The following is a 19,603-nucleotide window of genomic DNA, read 5'->3' as shown; positions in this document are numbered from 1 at the left end:
TATGAGTAAGGTTGTCGTAATTGGTGCAGGTAGCTGGGGAACAGCGCTTGCGATTGTCTTAGCTGATAATGGCCATGAAGTACGTATGTGGGCGCATCGAAAAGAGCATGTAGATGAAATTAATCAATCACATCGAAATAATAAATATTTAGACGTCGATATTCCTAATAACATTACAGCATTTCATGATATGGAGGAAGCAACAAAAGATATAGATGCAGTCATTGTTGTTGTACCAACGAAGGCGATTCGCGAGGTTTGCCAGCAGCTTAAAAATTACATTACTTCAAGTACGCAGATTATTCATGCTACAAAAGGAATCGAGCCTGGTACTTTAAAACGTGTATCGGAAATGATTTCTGAGGAGATCCCTGATTTCCATTACGAGGATATTGTTGTTCTATCTGGGCCAAGTCATGCAGAAGAAGTAGCACTGCGCCATCCAACAACGGTATCTGTATCAGCGGTCAACCTGGACAGAGCACGTCAAGCTCAAGATTTATTTAACAGTGAAAATTTACGTGTTTATACGAGTGATGATATTTTAGGAATTGAAGTGGGAGGAGCACTCAAAAATATTATTGCCCTCGGAGCTGGGATCTCAGATGGTCTTGGTTATGGTGATAACGCGAAAGCAGCTCTGATTACACGTGGTTTAGCCGAGATTGCTCGGCTCGGCACAACACTTGGGGCAAATCCATTAAGCTTTCTTGGGTTATCGGGTGTTGGTGATTTAATTGTTACCTGCACAAGTGTCCACAGTAGAAACTGGAGAGCTGGTAACTTATTGGGTAAAGGGATGAGCTTAGAACAAGTCTTAGAGGAAATGGGAATGGTAGTAGAAGGGGTACGCACCGTCCAGGCAGCGCATCAGTTTGCTAAAGAGCAGGGTGTGGAAATGCCAATTACCCAGGGAATCTATCAGGTACTTTTTGAAGATAAAACGCCAAAGGATGTTGTAGACGAATTAATGAATCGCTCGAAGCGTCAGGAAATTGATGATATAAGCGGACTATTGAAAGAACGCTATTCGGATCAATAACACATAATTATACTTCTTGCATATACTGTGACGAATGAATTGCAAGGAGGAAATAATGTGAATAATTTTCAAAAAGGTATGTTTGATAAGATACAGAAAAACACAAATATTCAACCTGACGAAGTATACAAAGTAGCTGATTCGGTAAAGCATGCTGATTTTTCTGATGAGAAAACGGTTCGCAATCTTGTTAGACAGCTTTCACAGATGGCGAACAAACCCCTTTCAAAGGAAAAAGAAGACAAAATTGTACAATCCATTGTTAAGAATAAAATGCCAGGAGACGTAAATTCTTTAAATAATTTATTTAAAAAATAAGGCTTTATCGCGATGTAACTGGTTGAGGCTGCGGTTACTTGCCCCAACGAAAACCATTGCGATTACTCGTCCCGTCGAAGGGCTTTTGTTAGATTCCCACTTCAAGAAAATGAGGGAACCCGAAAATTTCAGGCGGGAAATCAAACAGCCCGATTCGTTCAACTAATATTCAGTGGGGATTTTACATCCCCACTGAATAAAGTTTCATTTTATAGGCAATTGAGTATACAGATTTTCAAAATAATGCATAAGATAAATCGCACCAGCATTCAAGGAATAGAGTTGCTGAGGATTTTATTTAGTCAACCTATGGTGAAGATGCCCCCTTTGCCATAGGTTTTTACATGCATGAAAACTTTCCATAAGCCAATTTTTATTTATTTAAAAGGATGCCCTTATATTGTTCAATGTTTCGTCAGTTATCTGAAGGCATATTGTCTAAAAGTTATGTTATAATAGCACCTGGCGAAATGTATTTTGATTGAAATAGGGGTGAAATCTTTGTCAGTATCCATGTTAATGATGTATATCTCTTTTGTGGGTATGTTTTTATTAATCTTAGCTACAGGCTTGATTGTTTGGAGTAGAACAAAGCTACGGGGCTGGTTTGGTGGCATTATTACATTTTTAGCATATATAAGCCTCGTCAGCGGAGCTTTGATTATTTTATATGTTACATTTAGTGGACCAACCAGATAGGAAAGGGAGTTTCATGATGAAATATACATACTTATTGGCGGTATCCTTCGTTTTCCTGCTCTTAAGCGGCTGCATGTATCCTCAAAGTGAACGGACAGAAAATCAAATCTCGAATGAAGAGCAATTAGCTATTGTCCAACAAGCAGTTGAAGACTATAGAGAAGGCGAAGATGGATTAGTACCTATCCAAACGAAAGATAGTGACACGCATATCTATGAAAAATATTTGATTGATTTTAAGCAGATGCAGGAGAAAGGTTATTTGTCTGAATTACCAGGAAATTCTTTTGAGGAAGGCGGTGTATACCAATATACGATTGTCAATCCAGAAGATGATCTGCAAGTTCGTCTAATTGATTTACAAACAACCGAGCAATTACGAAGTGTAAATGTACGATTAGATGTTTATAGACAGGAGTACACATATCCAGCTTATGGGCAACAAATTACGGATCAGATATATACTGTAGACCATGAGAAATTAGGGTTAGATGAACCGCCAACTGTGAAAAGTCCTTTTTCACAAGCTGACTTACCGATTGTTATGGATTTAGACGGAAAATTATATATTGATTATTCTTATGATTTGAACCAGGCGTTGGAAGAAAGCGACAACTATGAAGAAGGCGAAGATGTTCGTCACCTGTTAGTGGATAACACACCATTTGTTCCCGCCTATTCAATGCCTTACACAGTGGAAGATGGACAGGCTGTTTTTATGGAGGAAGAATAAAAAAACTTCATTGATAAGTAGAGAAACCATACAGTTTATAATGACTGTATGGTTTTTTTATTACATGACAGACCTTCATGACTTGTCTCATGCGCGAGCCACCATCTATCATGAAAATTTTATGTAACGTCCCAAAGTATTGTCTAGACTTATAAGTTTAAATACGATTTTTCTTCATACAATATTTAAAAAAAGATCGATGCAAAGGACGTCGAAGTCAGTACATCCTTGAAAAACAAGTGAACGGTTGAGGTTTTCTAATATTTTTGAAAAAAGTTAGATAACAAAATAGAATAAATAACTTTATGCGACATATACATCAGGTATACGTTCTGTTTTATAAATATCCATCTTTTTATCAGCAACTTGCTTAGAAGGCCATTAGAAGCCAAATACGCGTTGCTTCATCTCGTCTGATGAACGTGTGATAAAAATATGTGAAACTAGTCATAATCTAATAGGACAACGTCATAGACTGTTAGTGTCCAACTATTACGGGTGATGTATATCAAAGTACGGAGATCGGGAGGGGATCTTTTGGAAAAAACAGATATTTTTAAAGATATATCGAAACGTACAAATGGCGACATATATCTTGGAATCGTCGGAGCAGTCCGTACGGGAAAGTCCACCTTTATTAAGAAATTCATGGAGTTGCTTGTACTCCCTAATATCGAAAGTGAAAGCGAAAGAGCAAGAGCACACGATGAATTACCACAAAGTGCTGCAGGAAAAACCATTATGACGACAGAGCCTAAGTTTGTCCCTAATCAAGCCGTTCAGGTCAATGTAGAAGATGGATTAGATGTAAATGTCCGCCTCGTTGACTGTGTCGGATACGCTGTTGAGGGTGCAAAAGGATTTGAAGACGAAAATGGACCACGTATGATTCATACGCCATGGTATGAGGATCCAATCCCATTCCATGATGCAGCGGAAATTGGAACCCGTAAAGTAATTCAGGAGCATTCTACTATCGGCGTTGTTGTAACTACAGATGGTACCATTGGTGAAATAGATAGAGAAGATTATATTGAAGCAGAGACAAGGGTTATTGAAGAGTTAAAAGAGGTTGGTAAACCATTTATTATGGTGATTAATTCAACAGAACCGCACAGCCAAAAAACTTCCTTGCTTCGAGAAGAGCTGATGGAGGAACATGATATTCCAGTGTTAGCAATGAGTGTAGAAACAATGACAGAACATGATGTGTATAGTGTATTACGTGAAGCATTATTTGAATTTCCAGTACTCGAAGTAAATGTGAATTTGCCCAGCTGGGTCATGGTATTAAAAGAAAATCACTGGCTACGTCAGAATTACCAGGAAGCAATTCAAGATACCGTAAAGGATATTAAACGCTTGCGTGATGTGGATCATATTGTTGGCTATTTCAGGGATTATGAATATATTGAAGGGGCTAACTTAGCCGGCATGGAAATGGGCGAAGGGATCGCTGAAATTGATCTACATGCTCCCGATCAATTATATGATCATGTCCTAAAGGAAATCGTTGGAGAAGAAATTCGCGGTAAAGATCATTTACTGGAATTGATGCAGGACTTTGCCTATGCAAAGCGGGAATACGATCAAGTTTCCGGGGCATTGCAAATGGTAAAACAAACAGGTTACGGCATTGCTGCACCAAGTTTAGAAGATATGCAGCTGGATGAGCCGGAAATCATCCGTCAGGGCTCCAGATTCGGCGTTCGATTAAAAGCTGTTGCGCCATCTATTCATATGATTCGAGTGGAAGTAGAATCTGAATTTTCACCAATTATAGGAACGGAAAAGCAAAGTGAAGAGCTCGTCCGCTATCTGATGCAAGATTTTGAAGAAGATCCGTTATCGATTTGGGAATCTGATATTTTCGGCAGGTCCCTCAGTTCCATTGTCAGAGAAGGCATTCAGGCAAAAATCTCTTTAATGCCAGAGAATGCAAGATATAAATTAAAAGATACATTAGAGAGAATTATTAATGAAGGATCAGGCGGTTTAATCGCTATTATATTATAAAAAATCTTTTCGATAAGCAGCTAAATTAATAGCTGTTTATTTTTTTTGGAAAATATTTTATCAAGAACGGCAAAAAAATCTCCACAATACCGTATAGATTTATGGAAAGGTGACAATGCTTGTTTCATAAGAGTTTAGCCGGTTTCTCTTAAAAAAAAGGAAAATTTAAGTAAAATCTCAATAAATTCTAGAGAAATCGATAGTTTTTGTTGAATTTTATTTAAAACTCGTTTATTATAAGCCTTGTCATCACTTATTAGGATGACTTTGATGAAACAGACCATGGGATAGACAGACTAACTTGTCTATTTGTCTAAAGAACATCCTGGGAGGAGGTGAATGTCATGAATAAAACAGATTTAGTAAATGCTGTGGCTGAAAAGAGCGATCTTTCTAAAAAGGACGCAACAAAAGCTGTGGATGCAGTGTTTGATGCAGTCATGGATTCACTGAAGAATGGTGAAAAAGTACAATTAATCGGTTTTGGTAACTTTGAAGTTCGTGAGCGTTCTGCACGTAAAGGACGTAATCCACAAACAGGAGAAGAAATCGAAATTCCTGCAAGCAAAGTTCCTGCTTTCAAACCAGGCAAAGCTCTTAAGGATAGTGTAAAATAATATTTTACATATCCGGAGTGTACAAAAGGGAGGGACACGTTTAAAAACGTGTCCCTTTCCTTATTTTTATGAAGAAAACATTAATTGCTATGAAAGAGAAGATTTTATTAAATAGATTAGAATTACATAAATATTTACATTTAAGGAGGTTTAAAGTATGAATGACCAAAATGCAAAAGCAGATTATTTCGTTATTAAAGCATTAGAAGACGGTGTACATGTTATTGGACTGACTCGCGGAAGTAATACAAAATTCCATCATTCTGAAAAACTGGACCAGGGTGAAATTATGATTGCTCAATTTACAGAACATACTTCTGCTATTAAAGTTCGTGGTAAAGCACTTATTCAAACAAGTCATGGTGAAATAGAAAATTAAAAGTTCAAAGCCTGAAGCAGCACATCTGAATGCTTCATTTCATTTTTTCTGAATAAGAAGTAGATCATATATATTTTTTACATTCTTATTCCTTCAGTGTTTTGTTGAAGTATTTCATACCTCACTCGTAAATAATTCCGCCCTAAAAGCGGAAGGAGCCAGATTATTATTTCCTTTCATACGAAATATAGGCTCACCTATACCTTTTATGGAGTGTAGAAGTTACCAATCTAGGGAATTGTATAAAGCATATGTTTTCCGGATAAAAGTACTTAAAATAAACACTTTTATAAAGCAAACTATTTTAAGAAATAATGATCTTTTCTGTTTGAACTAGTCGGAAGTTATAGAAAGAATATAGCATGTAAGGAATAAATGATAAGAACAGCAGTATTTGACGGGGGAAGTAAGCTCCGTATCAGTCCGACCTAAAGTTTGCTGATCAATCACGTTTTCTGAGAACAAGCCAATAATAGAAAATATTCTTTCGTTTTTATAACGTGTAAAATGTGCTATAATAGCTAGAGCAATGGAAAGGCTGAAAGGATCCGGGTGATAGTGTTGACTACATTTATGACAACAGATAAAGGTTATAGAAAAATACTGGAAAATAAATTGTATGATTCATACATTCATAAGCATATACGCTATCCAGTTATCGATGAAGAAAAATGGAATTTATTACTATTTCTCGTTGAACAGCATAAAACATTAACTTCTCTTCAGCGTGAAAAGTATATTATTTCAACAATGCTTGTTCAAATTGCCCTGGATACACATGATTTTGTTCCTGTTAAACAAAAAGCTGGTACGGAAAACGAAATGATCGAAAAGCAGCTTCAAGTTCTTTCAGGGGACTATTACAGTGGATTATACTATTTACTGCTTGCGGAAGCAGGTGAAATCCAGTTTATCCAGACCCTAGCGAATGCTATTCGTGAAATAAATGAGCTGAAAGTTACTTTATACTATGAAGAGCAGTTACCGCTTGAAACATGGTTAAATATAAAAATGAAATTGAATGCTTCCTTGCTTGTACATGTCGCAAAATATTTGCATGGAGCTGAATTAGAATCAATTATTCAAAACTGGTTGATGTATCGTCGTTTAGATACAGAAGAAGCAACTTATGGATACTCCCTGCTGCGCATGGAATGGGAAGCACGTAATAATAAAGCAACTTCTATGCCGCTGATCGATGAAAAATTACTACGGGATTATGAAAAAGCAGTATATCGTGCTATCTCGCAGTTATCTAATTCAAGCTTATCTATGGAGCAGTTTATTTATTCTCAGGAAACCAATGAATTAAGAACATCAAGACTTTAAAGGGAAGTGTAATGAATTATGGGTTATTCATCAAAAGAAGAACGTGTTCATCACGTTTTTGAGAAAATATATGAAAACTATGACTCAATGAATTCTGTCATTTCGTTTAAACAGCATACGTTATGGCGTAGAGATGTTATGAAACGAATGCATGTATCTGAAGGAGACAGTGCATTGGATGTATGCTGCGGCACAGGAGATTGGTCTATCTCCTTAGCAAACGCCGTTGGAAATGACGGCAGGGTAGTCGGACTTGATTTTAGCGAGAACATGTTATCAATTGCTAAAGAAAAAGGAAAACAGGAACAGGGTACTGACATTGAATGGATACATGGTAATGCCATGGAACTTCCTTTTGATGACAATCAATTCGATTACGTGACAATTGGATTTGGATTACGGAATGTCCCGGATTATATGACCGTTTTAAAAGAAATGTACCGGGTTGTAAAACCGGGCGGTATGGTTGTTTGTCTGGAAACATCGCAGCCGACATTAATTGGCTATAGGCAATTATATTATTTTTATTTTCGATTCATCATGCCATTATTCGGAAAAATTTTCGCAAAAAGTTATCAAGAATATTCTTGGCTCCAGGAATCAGCAAAAGATTTTCCAGGTAAGGACCAATTGAAGCAAATGTTCTTTGATGCAGGCTTCAAGCATGTCGATGTCAAAACGTATGCCGGCGGTGGTGCTGCGATGCATATGGGGCATAAATCTTAAATAAAGAATGAATTTACTAGTAAAATAAGGTGACGTACATGAGACTACCAAAGATTTATGGATTTTTAACGAAAGATATGGATTCTATTGAAAAAACATTACAGAAGAGCATTCAGGCTGAACACCCCGTACTTCGAGACGCTTCTACAGCATTATTGAAAGCAGGAGGGAAACGTATTCGTCCTGTTTTTGTTTTGCTTTCATGTCAATTAGGAAATTATGACTTTGAAAAAATACAAAAAGTTGCTGTAACGTTAGAACTTATTCATATGGCAACTCTTGTTCATGATGACGTTATTGATGAAGCTGAGCTTCGCCGTGGGAAACCGACGACTGCTTCTCAATATGGGAATCGAATTGCGATGTACACAGGAGATTTTATCCTCGCAAGAGCTCTGGAAGAAATAACAAAAATAGAGGATCCAAGAATACATACATTATTATCAAAAACGCTTGTTGAAGTATCCATTGGAGAGATTGAACAAATTCAATTTAAATATCAATGGAATCAAAATTTGCGTGACTATCTTCGCCGGATAAAACGCAAGACAGCATTATTAATTGCGTGTAGTTGCAAATTAGGGGCACTTGTCGGAGGACTTAGTGATCAAGATGCCAATAAACTATATCGTTATGGTTACAACGTTGGAATGTCTTATCAAATTATCGATGATATTCTCGATTTCACATCTACCGCTAAAGAACTTGGTAAGCCTGCAGGGAACGATTTATTACAAGGGAATATTACGCTCCCTGTTTTATATGCTATGGAGAACGAGGAATTAAGATATGAACTAATGACATTAATTACCAGCAATCAAGATATTGACGAAAAATCAATGCAAAAGTTAATTGCCTGTTTGAAAAATACAGATGCAATTCAAAGAAGCTATGCAGTCAGCGATCTTTATCTGCAAAAAGCATTAAAATCGTTAGATGGGCTGGAAGCATCCAGAGCAAAGAAAAGCTTACAAGATATTGCCACTTTTATCGGAAAAAGACGTTCCTGATTAAATAAGATATTGTTATTTGTCTGATAATTTGTTACTATTTTAGAGGTTACATTTTTCTTAAAGGCTCAAAATGGCCAATAAAAAAGATCCGTCGAGTTTTGGGCTCTTTTTTATCGAACATTTTGAACTTATATTTTAATTACATAGGGGCAGGGTGATTTAAATGGAAAAAACTTTTTTAATGGTTAAGCCAGATGGTGTGCAACGCAATTTAATTGGAGATATTGTCGCACGATTTGAACAAAAGGGGTTTAAATTAATCGGGGCTAAGTTAATGACAGTATCTACAGATTTGGCTGAAAAACATTATGCAGAACACAAGGAACGCCCGTTTTTCGGTGAGTTAGTTGACTTTATTACTTCCGGACCAGTATTTGCAATGGTGTGGGAAGGAGAGAATGTTGTTACTTCAGCCCGCACAATAATGGGGAAAACAAATCCATCTGAAGCACTGCCGGGTACAATCCGAGGCGATTATGGCATAAATGTCGGTAAGAACATTATTCATGGTTCTGATTCTTTAGAAAGCGCTTCAAGAGAAATGAAACTATTTTTTAATGAAGAAGAACTTACCTCTTACAACAAACAGAATGAAACATGGATTTATTAAAGTGAAAGCGTTATCGAAAACCTCCGTTAAACATACGGGGGTTTTTGCGTACGAGCAGAGGAGAGGGATAATAAATGAGGGATGACTACGAATTAATGAAAAAGAAGGTGCATCAATCACTAAAATTAAATTTAAGCTTATATAAAGAAGCGCAGATGAAGCGCCGAATAACGACCTTAAGAGATAAGCATGGATTTAAAAGTTACGTGGATTATTTTACAGCTTGTCAAAAAGATGCCAAATTTTTGGAGGAATTTACAGAAAAGTTAACCATTAATGTTTCTGAGTTTTATCGGAATCCTAACCGCTGGGATGTTCTGCGGAAAAAAATAATTCCGGAATTAACAAAAAACAAGAGAAAAATAACCATTTGGAGTGCTGCTTGTTCTACAGGTGAGGAACCTTACAGTCTGGCAATGATGCTGGAAGAATACTTTCCAAACTTAAATTACCAGATTCAGGCTACAGACTTTGATCAGGCTGTTTTAAATGCAGCTCAGCAAGGTAATTATCAAGAGCGTTCTTTAAAAGAATTGCCGGCTGCTTTGAAGAAAAAATATTTCACTTCGAACGGCACGATATTTCAAGTGGATCCAGCTTTAAGAAAATATATTCGTTTTGAACGGCATAATCTATTAGAAGACCGCTATCCGAAAGATGTTGACCTGATTGTCTGCCGTAATGTGCTAATCTATTTTACGGACGAAGCCAAAAATAATATATTCCACCATTTTAATAAGTCCTTAGTAAAAGATGGATACTTATTTGTTGGCAGTACAGAGCAGATTTTTCATGCAGATCAATATGGTTTTTATTTAGAAGATAGCTTTTTTTATCGAAAACAATAAATTTATACTACCCGAAGTGCAGTGATATATGATATAGTAATTAGAAAACTTTCAACTATTTAAATGAGTAAAGTATATGCGATATTATTAAAAAAACTTGGCGTTTCATCAAGCTTGGGTTGCACTCATGCAATAGAAGAATTTTATATTTTCCTATTTGCCAAAAAACTATGACATGTTCATATTGTAAAAGAGTTTAGATAATAACTTCTGATATACTTGCTCGTTATGAATAGCTTTATAAAGGTAAAGGAGAATGTGTAGTGCGTTATTTAACAGCTGGAGAATCACATGGAAAACAATTAACGACAATTATTGAAGGACTTCCTTCACAAATGGAATTAAAAGCGGAAGATATTAATGAGAGTCTACGTAGAAGACAAGGTGGGCATGGCAGAGGAAAGAGAATGCAAATTGAAAAGGATACAGTAGATATTACAAGCGGTGTACGTCATGGGTATACACTGGGATCTCCTGTGTCGCTTGTGATACATAATGATGATTTTAAGCATTGGACAGATATTATGGGAGCAGATCCTTTAGAAGAAGGAGCCAAGCTGCGCAGAGTGGTAACAAAACCGCGTCCGGGACATGCTGATTTAAATGGTGGTCTGAAATATGGACATCGTGATATGCGGAATGTGTTAGAACGTTCCTCTGCAAGAGAAACTGGTGCAAGAGTTGCAGCAGGTGCAGTTGCAAAATCTCTTTTAGAGCAGCTAGGAATCTATGTTACTGGATATGTGAAAGAAATCGCAGGTATACGCGCAGAAGAAAAGACGGATTTATCAGCGAAAGAACGTGCTGAAATTTCCGGGGAATCTCCTGTTATGGTATTAGATTCAAATGTCGAACAGCCAATGATTGAAGCGATAGATGAGGCAAAAAATGTCGGAGATTCTATCGGCGGTGTTTGTGAGGTTTATGTAGAAGGCTTGCCAGCCGGAATCGGTTCTTATGTTCATTATGATAGAAAGCTGGATAGTAAGATTGCGGCAAGTGTAATCAGCATTAATGCTTTTAAAGGGGTAGAGTTTGGAATTGGATTTGAAGCTGCCCGTTTAAACGGAAGTGAAGTCCATGATGAAATTGTTTGGAATGAAGAGGAAGGATATCATCGTGCAACGAACCGTCTCGGCGGATTGGAAGGCGGAATGAGTACAGGAATGCCAATCGTAGTTCGTGGTGTGATGAAGCCTATTCCAACCTTGATGAAGCGTCCATTGCAAAGTGTAGATATTGAGTCGAAGGAACCTTTTAAAGCAACTGTGGAAAGGTCTGATGCTTGTGCGGTACCAGCTGCCTCCGTAGTAATGGAGCATGTTGTTGCTTTTGAAGTAGCAAAAGCAGTAACTGAACAATTTTCAAGTGACCGTTTCCCGCAGTTAAAGCAGGCTATTGACCAGTATAGAGAAGAAATCAGGTGCTTCTAAATGAAACAATTAACAATCCAGTCCAGTCAGCGTAACTATCCCATTGTGATGGAAGCTGGATTACGTTTTCGCTTAAAGAAATGGCTAAATAAGGATTACAGCTCTATTTTAGTGATAACGGATGATCAGATAGCCGATAAATATTTGCAGGACGTTGTGGATAGTTTAGATCAGAAAAATATCTATACTTCGATTGTTCCATCCGGAGAAGCCTCTAAAAATATCGAGCAATATTATAAGTTACAGTCGAAGGCAATTGAGAGTGGTTTGGATCGCAAATCACTCATCATTGCTTTAGGCGGTGGTGTAATAGGTGATTTAGGAGGGTTTGTTGCTGCTACTTTTATGCGGGGAATTGATTTTGTACAAATGCCAACTACTATTCTGGCACATGATAGTAGTGTTGGCGGAAAAGTGGCAATTAACCATGAATCAGGTAAGAACTTAATTGGCTGTTTTTATCCTCCAGCAGCTGTTTTATATGACACAGAAACCTTAACCTCTTTACCTTATCGTGAAGTCCGTAGCGGTTATGCGGAAATTTTAAAAGAAGGACTTATTTCTGATATTTCATTAGCTGAAGAGTTATTGCCGCTTTCTTTAAAGCAAATTTCCTCTGTGCAGTTAGAAAATCACTTAGAAGCCGGCATCAAAGTAAAAGCAATGATTGTAGAAGAAGATGAAAAAGAATCTGGCGTGCGTAAATATTTAAACCTTGGTCATACATTAGGCCATGCTTTAGAAGCTGCCCTGGGATACGGAAAGGTAACCCATGGAGAAGCTGTCGCAAATGGGATGTTATTTGCACTTCATGTGAGTGAAAAAGTAAAAGAGCAGCCGCTTCCTTTTAACGAATTATACAATTGGATGAAAAGAAATGAATATCCGGTTATCGACATCAAAGAAGAGAGCGTCTCTGAACTCATTAAAAATATGAAATCAGATAAAAAATCCGTTTCTGGCCATATTCAAATGGTATTACTAGATAAAGTTGGCGAGCCGGCTGTCGAAAACTTAGATGACTCCTCTGTGGAGGCTTATATCAAAACATTTATAGAGAGGATGAACAAGCTATGACAAGAGGAGTACGTGGCGCCACAACGATAGAAAATAATGAAGCAAAAGAAATTATTGAACATACAAGAACGCTGGTTCTGGAAATGGCAGAAAAGAATCATATTCAGCCTGAAGACGTTTCTCATGCATTTATTTCCGTAACAAAAGGTGTGGACGCAGCATTTCCTGCAAAAGCCTTGCGTGAAATTGACGGGTGGAAATACGTCCCTGTGATGTGTATGCAGGAAATAGATGTTCCTGGCAGCCTGCAAAAATGTATTCGAATTATGATGGTTGTTAATACTGATGCACAGCAAAAAGAGATTGAACATACATTTCAACGAGAGGCCGTAAAGCTTCGTCCGGATCTTTTAGAAAGAAAGGATAGTTAAGGAATGAGAAGTAAAGAAGTTTTAAAGCAGCTCAGTCCCTATAAACAAGGAAAACAAACAAAAGATATTCAAGAAGAATTCGGACTTGATTATATTGTTAAATTGGCATCTAATGAAAATCCTTATGGTTTTTCGGATAAAGTAAAGGATGTATTTCAGACGAATGAGCCTATATTTCATATTTATCCAGATGGTTACACATCTGAGCTCCGCTATCTGATCAGCGATAAATTAAATGTAAGTCCGGAATCGCTTATTTTCGGAAGCGGTTCGGAAGAAATCATCCAGATGCTTTGCCGTTCCTATCTAACTATCGGGGATCAGGTAATTATGGCAACCCCGACATTTCCTCAATATAAGCATTACGCTTTAATTGAAGGAGCGGAAATCATTGAACATTCGGTCAATAAAGATGGCAGTCATCCGCTTGATAAAATGCTTGATTCTGTACAAGACAATACAAAAATAATCTGGATTTGCACCCCAAATAATCCAACAGGTACTGCACTCTCTAAAGAAGAACTGGAGGACTTTTTAAGTAAATGCCCTTCCGATGTTTTAGTTGTTTTAGACGAAGCATATTTGGAATTTCTACAACCTGAAAAGGATATAAATGCTCTGGAATTGTTGAACAAATTTCCAAACCTGATCGCTTTACGCACATTTTCAAAAGCTTACGGCTTGGCAGGTCTCAGAATTGGCTATGGAATAGCAGATCCTCTCATTGTCGAAACCTTAGATAAGGTCCGTGGTCCGTTTAATACAACGTCTGCGGCACAGCAGGCAGCAGTTATCGCTTATTCAGACCAGGAATTTATTGAACATACGTATCGGGAAAATAAAAAGGTATTAAAGCAGTTTCAAGCTTTTTTAACTTCTATTGGCTGGGAGTATTATGAGTCTGAAGCGAATTTCCTGCTGGTGAAAACACCGGAAAGCGGAACGGATGCTTTTAATTACTTAATCAAGCGCGGTTTTATTGTCCGACCTGGAGAATTATTAGGAATTCCAAATACAATTCGTGTCACAATTGGGAAAGAAGAAGATATGAAGGTATTGGAAAATGTTTTAAGAGATTATCAAGAACAATTAAATTAGGTAAGGTGAACGTATGGAGAAGCAACAGATATTAATAGCTGGACTCGGCCTGATTGGCGGGTCCATTGCTAAAGCAATCAAAAAAGAGTCCGAACATTACATAATTGGTTTTGATGTAAACGAAAATACACTCCATTTTGCTTCGAATCATGGTATCATTGATGAAGCTTTTACCAATTTTGAAGAAGCTGCATTAAAGGCAGATATTATTATTGTTTCTGCACCAATTTCAGAGACGATTCAGCTTGTTTCCAAATTGGATGACATCCCTTTTACCAAGGATGTGATTGTCTCCGATACAGCATCAGTAAAAGGTTCTGTACTTATTGCTGCAAATGGTTTAACCAATAAAGCTATCCGCTTTATCGGCGGGCATCCGATGGCTGGCTCCCATAAAAAAGGAATTGAAGCGGCGAAGGAACATTTATTTGAGAATGCCATTTATGTTCTATCTCCACTTGATAATGCAACAGAAGAAAATGTAGATACACTAAGAGACGTTCTATCTGCAACCAAAAGTAACTTTGTTGTATTGCAATCAGACGAACATGATGAGATGACAGGGGTTATTTCTCATTTTCCGCATCTGATTGCTTCATCGCTTGTCCACCAGGCGAGAAAATGGGAGAAGAAACATTCCTACCTTCCAAACCTCGCAGCAGGCGGATTCCGGGATATTACCCGGATTGCCTCGAGCAATCCAGTGATGTGGCAGGATATTTTCTACCATAATCAATCTAAAATGTCTGCCATGCTGGATGATTGGATTATTGAAATGGAGCAGCTGAAAAAGCTGATTGAAGAAAATGAAAAAGAAGAGGTTATCTCTTATTTAGACAGTGCAAAAAATTATCGGGATGGATTAAATGAGGGAGGACGCGGTGCGATTCCTGCATTTTATGATGTTATTGTTGATATTGCAGATCAGCCGGGTGCTATCGCCGAAGTTGCGCTGATTTTAGCGAATGCATCATTAAGTATTAAAAACATTGAAATCCTGGAAGTGCGTGAAGGGATTACAGGTGCGCTGCGCCTGAGTTTTTATTCAGAAGAAGCTCAAGAAGCAGGCCAGAAGGTATTAACACAACGTGGATTTGAAACAATGATTCAATCTTAATACAAGGAGGAGAACATCGTGACGCATGTTCAATTTGAATATACTTCCCCTAGATTAGAAGGGGAAGTAGTGGTTCCTGGAGATAAATCGATTTCTCATCGCTCTGTCATCTTTGGGAGTATTTCACATGGAATTACAAAAGTAGCGAACTTCCTTGATGGGGAGGATTGCCTTAGAACCATTGATGCCTTTCGGGAAATGGGTGTCCAGATTGAAAAAAAAGAAAGCTCTGTACTTGTTTATGGTAATGGCTTAGAAGGATTAAAAAAGCCTGAAAAACCATTAAACTTTGGTAATTCAGGGACAACCACAAGACTAATGCTTGGTCTTTTATCCGGCCTGCCGTTTGAAACAAGTATTTTTGGAGATGCTTCTCTGACAAAGCGCCCAATGGAACGTGTTGTGACGCCATTAAGAAAAATGGGAGCTGCGATTCGTGGAGAAGCAGACGGAAATTATCTTCCAATTACCATCCAGGGCGGAGAGTTACAAGGGATCACTTACCGTCTTCCGGTAAAAAGCGCCCAAGTAAAATCAGCTGTTTTATTAGCGGGATTGCTTGCAGAAGGAGAAACTGTTGTACAAGAAGATACAGAAACAAGAAACCACACAGAAGTCATGCTTCAAGCTTTTGGAGCTGATTTAAAACAGAATGAAGATGGAATTGTTGTTACAAACAAAGGGAAGTTAACAGCATGTGATGTGGAAGTTCCCGGCGATATTTCTTCTGCTGCTTTCTTTTTAGTAGCTGGAGCAATTGTACCTGGAAGTGCAGTTACATTAAAGAATGTCGGTTTAAATGCGTCCCGGACTGGGATTTTAGATGTAATGAAGCAAATGGGGGCAGCTCTTACTGTTTCCAATGAGCGCACTACAGGCGGGGAAAAAATTGGCGACTTAACGATTCAATATACGGCTTTAAAAGGGACAACGATAGAAGGCGATGTGATTCCCCGTCTTATCGATGAAATTCCGATACTAGCCTTACTTGCCACACAGGCAGAAGGAAAAACAGTAATTAAGGATGCCGAAGAATTAAAAGTAAAAGAAACAGATCGTATTGAAGCAGTATGTCAAAACCTGCAGGTACTCGGAGCAAATATTACACCAACTGAAGATGGAATGATTATTGAAGGCCCTATGAAGTTAACAGGTGGGACTATTTCTTCCTATATGGACCACCGCATTGCCATGATGGGTGTTATTGCAGCGTTAGTATCAGAAAATCCAGTTAAAATGGATGAGAAAGATAGTATCAACATATCTTATCCAACATTTTTCGATGACCTGGAAGCAATCTTGCGGTAAAAGAAGCTTTATTCAGTGGAATTTTTGACGGGGCGAGTAATCACATCTCCCTCTAGAGGGAATCCCAGAGCTTTTATAGGAAAACATAGCGCTTTTTGAGAGAAATTAAGATGGATCCTAACATATATAAATCGTGGCTACAGTTCTTGTTATTTGAACTGTAGCTATCTTTTTTGTATGATAAATTGGAAGTAAAAGAAACACAAAAGAGAGGGGTTCTTTTAATGAACACCATTCAACAAGCAATCGAATTAGCTGAAAAAAATGAAACAGAAAAAGCATTGGCATTATTAAGTGATTATCAAAAAAATGCGGATGATGATTCGCTGTTTCAAATAGCTGAACTTTACCTGCAGTGGGGATTTCTGATCGAGTCAAGGACCATTCTCGAACAGTTGATTGAAAAATACCCTGAAGAAACATCGCTAAAGCTCACATTATCTGATATTTTTATTGAATCAGAGGAAGATGAGCTTGCGATTACGATATTAAACGAAATTCCGGAAGAAGATGAAGGATATGTTCAGGCTTTAATCCAGCTGGCTGATTTATATCAAGCTCAAGGGTTATTTGAAGTTTCTGAACAAAAACTGTTGGAAGCAAAGCATATCGATCCTCAAGAGAGCATCATTGATTTTGCGTTGGGAGAATTGTTCTTTTCTATCGGCGAGTATTTAAAGGCGCTTAACTATTATGAGCGAGTTTATGCAGAATCAAAGGAAGTAGGAAATGTTTCTATCGAAGACCGTCTTGGCGAGGCATATGCTGCCGCTGGTGAATATGAGAAAGCACTCCAGTTTTATAAAGAAGAGGAAGAGCCGGATCCTGATAAATTGTTCAAGTATGGGATTACAGCCCATCAGGCTGACCGCAATGATATTGCCGTAAAGGCGTGGGATCATGTGCTGGACGTTGACCAGGATTATTATGCTGCTTATACCCAGCTTGCTAACGTGTATAAAGAAGAAGGCGAACTAGAGGACGCATATAAGGTTGCCGAACAAGGCCTGGAGAGAGACTCTTATCAAAAAGAACTCTATTTCCTTGCTGGAGATATTGCACACCAACTAGGAAGAAATGCGGAAAGCGAAGAACATGTTAGAGAAGCGATCTCTTTAGAGCCTGACTACAAAGAAGCTGTTTTGTTTTTAATAGAACTGCTGAAGGCAAGAGAAGCATTTGATGAGATCGTTGAATTAATTCAGAGTATTAAAGAAACCGGTGCAGAGGATGCACTCTATGATTGGGAATTAGCAAAAGCTAATGTGGAAATAGAATCGTTTGATGATGCATTAAACAGCTATAGGGAAGCATATACTAGTTTACAACATGACAGTGACTTTTTAAAAGAGTATGGCTATTTCTTGACAGAAGAAGGAAGAGTGCAAGAAGCCATTCCAGTCCTGAAAGCATATCTCGAGCAGCAGCCTATTGATGAGGATGTGCGCGAGCATGTGGAACGTTTAGAGCAAGATTTACTGTAGTATGGTGGACTACAAAGCTTTTAGAGAGGGGAGAGTGGGATGCTATCATCTGTAACTGCAAAAGATAAGAAAAAATTCATCCAGTGGTTTTTAAACCATTATCGCTTGAAAAAAAGAGAAAGTGTATGGATACTTAATTATTTAGTGAACCATATGGATATTTTAGAGCACGTGCATTTTGTTAGAGATGTAAAATATTGCCCTAGGGGGGTAATGATTTCCAGCCGTTGTTCAGATAAAATACCTTTTCGATTTTACAAAAATCATTTAGTCACAACAGACGCTGAGAAAACCTTCCATGACATTCGTTTAAACAAACAAGAAGCCCTATTTATCCAATTGAATTTTCATCAGGCAAATCAAAGTGCCTATTACGCTGCTGTATTAGAAGAAAATCCATTCTTGCCGGATGATTATTATCTAACGAAAGATGATAAACAGACAACATCTGATTTACTGGATCAGCTCCTGATTAATCAAAAGCAGGAACAGCTTCGGGAAGAGATTGACGAGGCATTAGATACTGGGAATCAAACAAAATTTTTGGAGTTAACGAAGGAATTGGAAAAACTGCTAAATAAATCATAAAAGATTATATCATTCATAAGCATTTTTTTCTTTTTCTTTATCGCAGTGTGACTGGCTGGGGCTGGGGCTGCGATTACTCGCCCCAGCGATCGTAGCGGGCATCTCTTCGGCGAGAACACTTGTGTTTTAAAGATCAAGTTGTTTACGTAGTTTTTCTTATGATTTCCTATCGTGTAAAAAACAACCTGTATTTTATGGTTGTTTTTTTATGTGATAATCAGATATAATTTAACGCTTTCAGCAAAGATAAAAAATTGGTACAATATAGGCAAGAATTTGAAGGAGGATTTTTTAATGAAATGGACAAGCGTTGATTTGCAGAAATATGAACAAGCAAAGGAGTATGTTGATACGGTTATTGTACCATTAGCGCCTTTTCAAGTTGGTGCTTTAGAAGCTTCTGCAAAACAGGCAGATCAGTATGATGTTTTAACACTTTTTGCAAGAGAATTAGAAAAAGAATTAATGGGCAGAATAATGCTTACACCGACTTATACATATATAACTACTGCAGAGAAATCGGAAGAAGTAGAGAGGATAAATAAATGGACAAGACATTTTAAAGAACAACCTTTTAAACAGGTGCTTTATATTAGTTTTGATCCTTCCTGGCGAAAAATAGCTAACGATTTAGAAGGGGAATTTATCTGGCTTCCTTCCATCCCTTTAAAGGATGCAGATCCAGCTGCCGTAAAAGGCATGATCAGAGATCAAACTATGCAGACAGCAGAGTTAGTTAAGTCCTTTTGGTAATGATATGACGAAATTATCAAAACATTTACAGTTAACCTAGGATA

The 19,603-nt window shown here is 37.7% G+C and carries 21 protein-coding genes; all 21 read left to right on the top strand.

Going from position 1 to position 19,603, the window contains the following annotated elements; translation table 11 throughout:
• Position 1 precedes the first annotated feature (1 nt).
• The 21 genes from BN986_RS14710 (at position 2) to BN986_RS14610 (ending at position 19,559) form a co-directional block, all read left to right on the top strand.
• Positions 2–1,042, top strand: a complete 1,041-nt coding sequence (locus BN986_RS14710) for an NAD(P)H-dependent glycerol-3-phosphate dehydrogenase (protein ID WP_040981418.1) — start codon at positions 2–4, stop codon at positions 1,040–1,042.
• Between the two features lie 57 nt (positions 1,043–1,099).
• Positions 1,100–1,360, top strand: coding sequence for a stage VI sporulation protein F (locus BN986_RS14705; protein WP_040981416.1), 261 nt, complete (start codon positions 1,100–1,102; stop codon positions 1,358–1,360).
• Positions 1,361–1,861: 501 nt separating this feature from the next.
• Positions 1,862–2,059, top strand: coding sequence for a DUF2768 family protein (locus BN986_RS14700; RefSeq protein ID WP_040981414.1), 198 nt, complete (start codon positions 1,862–1,864; stop codon positions 2,057–2,059).
• A 13-nt stretch (positions 2,060–2,072) separates the two neighbouring features.
• The gene (locus tag BN986_RS14695; protein ID WP_081922222.1) at positions 2,073–2,792 is read left to right on the top strand and encodes a hypothetical protein; all 720 of its coding nucleotides are present in this window, start codon (positions 2,073–2,075) and stop codon (positions 2,790–2,792) included.
• A 537-nt stretch (positions 2,793–3,329) separates the two neighbouring features.
• Positions 3,330–4,808, top strand: a complete 1,479-nt coding sequence (gene spoIVA / locus BN986_RS14690; protein WP_040981410.1) for a stage IV sporulation protein A — start codon at positions 3,330–3,332, stop codon at positions 4,806–4,808.
• Positions 4,809–5,152: 344 nt separating this feature from the next.
• Positions 5,153–5,425 (top strand): HU family DNA-binding protein, encoded by a 273-nt coding sequence (locus tag BN986_RS14685; RefSeq protein ID WP_040981409.1) that lies wholly within the window; start codon positions 5,153–5,155, stop codon positions 5,423–5,425.
• 157 nt (positions 5,426–5,582) lie between these two features.
• Positions 5,583–5,804: a trp RNA-binding attenuation protein MtrB gene (gene mtrB / locus BN986_RS14680; protein ID WP_040981406.1), complete on the top strand. Its 222-nt coding sequence runs from the start codon at positions 5,583–5,585 to the stop codon at positions 5,802–5,804.
• Positions 5,805–6,377: 573 nt separating this feature from the next.
• On the top strand, positions 6,378–7,133 hold the full coding sequence (locus tag BN986_RS14675; protein ID WP_040982193.1) for a heptaprenyl diphosphate synthase component 1: 756 nt from the start codon (positions 6,378–6,380) through the stop codon (positions 7,131–7,133).
• An 18-nt stretch (positions 7,134–7,151) separates the two neighbouring features.
• Positions 7,152–7,859, top strand: a complete 708-nt coding sequence (menG, locus tag BN986_RS14670) for a demethylmenaquinone methyltransferase (protein ID WP_040981404.1) — start codon at positions 7,152–7,154, stop codon at positions 7,857–7,859.
• A 38-nt stretch (positions 7,860–7,897) separates the two neighbouring features.
• Entirely contained in the window at positions 7,898–8,869 is a 972-nt protein-coding gene (gene hepT, locus BN986_RS14665) for a heptaprenyl diphosphate synthase component II (protein ID WP_040981403.1), read from the top strand.
• Positions 8,870–9,035: 166 nt separating this feature from the next.
• Positions 9,036–9,482, top strand: coding sequence for a nucleoside-diphosphate kinase (gene ndk / locus BN986_RS14660; RefSeq protein ID WP_040981400.1), 447 nt, complete (start codon positions 9,036–9,038; stop codon positions 9,480–9,482).
• 74 nt (positions 9,483–9,556) lie between these two features.
• Positions 9,557–10,330, top strand: a complete 774-nt coding sequence (locus BN986_RS14655) for a CheR family methyltransferase (protein ID WP_040981398.1) — start codon at positions 9,557–9,559, stop codon at positions 10,328–10,330.
• Positions 10,331–10,593: 263 nt separating this feature from the next.
• Positions 10,594–11,763, top strand: coding sequence for a chorismate synthase (gene aroC, locus BN986_RS14650; protein ID WP_040981396.1), 1,170 nt, complete (start codon positions 10,594–10,596; stop codon positions 11,761–11,763).
• Positions 11,764–12,840, top strand: a complete 1,077-nt coding sequence (gene aroB / locus BN986_RS14645) for a 3-dehydroquinate synthase (protein ID WP_040981394.1) — start codon at positions 11,764–11,766, stop codon at positions 12,838–12,840.
• Positions 12,837–13,211, top strand: coding sequence for a chorismate mutase (gene aroH / locus BN986_RS14640; protein ID WP_040981392.1), 375 nt, complete (start codon positions 12,837–12,839; stop codon positions 13,209–13,211). Before aroB ends, aroH begins: the two co-directional genes overlap by 4 nt.
• Before the next feature lie 3 nt (positions 13,212–13,214).
• Complete coding sequence (hisC, locus tag BN986_RS14635) at positions 13,215–14,309, top strand: histidinol-phosphate transaminase (RefSeq protein WP_040981390.1); 1,095 nt, start codon at positions 13,215–13,217, stop codon at positions 14,307–14,309.
• Positions 14,310–14,322: 13 nt separating this feature from the next.
• Positions 14,323–15,426 (top strand): prephenate dehydrogenase, encoded by a 1,104-nt coding sequence (locus BN986_RS14630; RefSeq protein WP_040981388.1) that lies wholly within the window; start codon positions 14,323–14,325, stop codon positions 15,424–15,426.
• A gap of 18 nt (positions 15,427–15,444) precedes the next feature.
• The gene (aroA, locus tag BN986_RS14625) at positions 15,445–16,734 is read left to right on the top strand and encodes a 3-phosphoshikimate 1-carboxyvinyltransferase (protein ID WP_052400816.1); all 1,290 of its coding nucleotides are present in this window, start codon (positions 15,445–15,447) and stop codon (positions 16,732–16,734) included.
• Positions 16,735–16,958: 224 nt separating this feature from the next.
• Positions 16,959–18,218 carry a tetratricopeptide repeat protein gene (locus tag BN986_RS14620; protein ID WP_040981384.1) on the top strand — a complete coding sequence of 420 codons (1,260 nt, stop codon included), beginning with the start codon at positions 16,959–16,961 and terminating at the stop codon, positions 18,216–18,218.
• A gap of 39 nt (positions 18,219–18,257) precedes the next feature.
• Positions 18,258–18,806, top strand: coding sequence for a ReoY family proteolytic degradation factor (locus tag BN986_RS14615; RefSeq protein ID WP_040981382.1), 549 nt, complete (start codon positions 18,258–18,260; stop codon positions 18,804–18,806).
• Positions 18,807–19,100: 294 nt separating this feature from the next.
• Entirely contained in the window at positions 19,101–19,559 is a 459-nt protein-coding gene (locus BN986_RS14610) for a DUF2487 family protein (RefSeq protein ID WP_040981380.1), read from the top strand.
• The last annotated feature ends 44 nt before the right edge of the window (positions 19,560–19,603 follow it).

It is taken from the genome of Oceanobacillus jeddahensis (genome assembly GCF_000750635.1).
Taxonomy (GTDB): Bacteria; Bacillota; Bacilli; order Bacillales; family Amphibacillaceae; genus Oceanobacillus; species Oceanobacillus jeddahense.
Note: the sequence above shows the minus strand (reverse complement) of the source record. Positions and strands in the feature narration are given on the sequence as shown.

Excerpts from the sequence above, each read along its gene's own strand:
- BN986_RS14710 (WP_040981418.1), top strand. The coding sequence starts at position 2 with ATGAGTAAGGTTGTCGTAATTGGTGCAGGTAGCTGGGGAACAGCGCTT.
- BN986_RS14695 (WP_081922222.1), top strand. The coding sequence starts at position 2,073 with ATGATGAAATATACATACTTATTGGCGGTATCCTTCGTTTTCCTGCTC.
- BN986_RS14685 (WP_040981409.1), top strand. The coding sequence starts at position 5,153 with ATGAATAAAACAGATTTAGTAAATGCTGTGGCTGAAAAGAGCGATCTT.
- mtrB (WP_040981406.1), top strand. The coding sequence starts at position 5,583 with ATGAATGACCAAAATGCAAAAGCAGATTATTTCGTTATTAAAGCATTA.
- BN986_RS14675 (WP_040982193.1), top strand. The coding sequence starts at position 6,378 with ATGACAACAGATAAAGGTTATAGAAAAATACTGGAAAATAAATTGTAT.
- menG (WP_040981404.1), top strand. The coding sequence starts at position 7,152 with ATGGGTTATTCATCAAAAGAAGAACGTGTTCATCACGTTTTTGAGAAA.
- hepT (WP_040981403.1), top strand. The coding sequence starts at position 7,898 with ATGAGACTACCAAAGATTTATGGATTTTTAACGAAAGATATGGATTCT.
- ndk (WP_040981400.1), top strand. The coding sequence starts at position 9,036 with ATGGAAAAAACTTTTTTAATGGTTAAGCCAGATGGTGTGCAACGCAAT.
- BN986_RS14655 (WP_040981398.1), top strand. The coding sequence starts at position 9,557 with ATGAGGGATGACTACGAATTAATGAAAAAGAAGGTGCATCAATCACTA.
- aroB (WP_040981394.1), top strand. The coding sequence starts at position 11,764 with ATGAAACAATTAACAATCCAGTCCAGTCAGCGTAACTATCCCATTGTG.
- aroH (WP_040981392.1), top strand. The coding sequence starts at position 12,837 with ATGACAAGAGGAGTACGTGGCGCCACAACGATAGAAAATAATGAAGCA.
- hisC (WP_040981390.1), top strand. The coding sequence starts at position 13,215 with ATGAGAAGTAAAGAAGTTTTAAAGCAGCTCAGTCCCTATAAACAAGGA.
- BN986_RS14630 (WP_040981388.1), top strand. The coding sequence starts at position 14,323 with ATGGAGAAGCAACAGATATTAATAGCTGGACTCGGCCTGATTGGCGGG.
- BN986_RS14620 (WP_040981384.1), top strand. The coding sequence starts at position 16,959 with ATGAACACCATTCAACAAGCAATCGAATTAGCTGAAAAAAATGAAACA.
- BN986_RS14615 (WP_040981382.1), top strand. The coding sequence starts at position 18,258 with ATGCTATCATCTGTAACTGCAAAAGATAAGAAAAAATTCATCCAGTGG.
- BN986_RS14610 (WP_040981380.1), top strand. The coding sequence starts at position 19,101 with ATGAAATGGACAAGCGTTGATTTGCAGAAATATGAACAAGCAAAGGAG.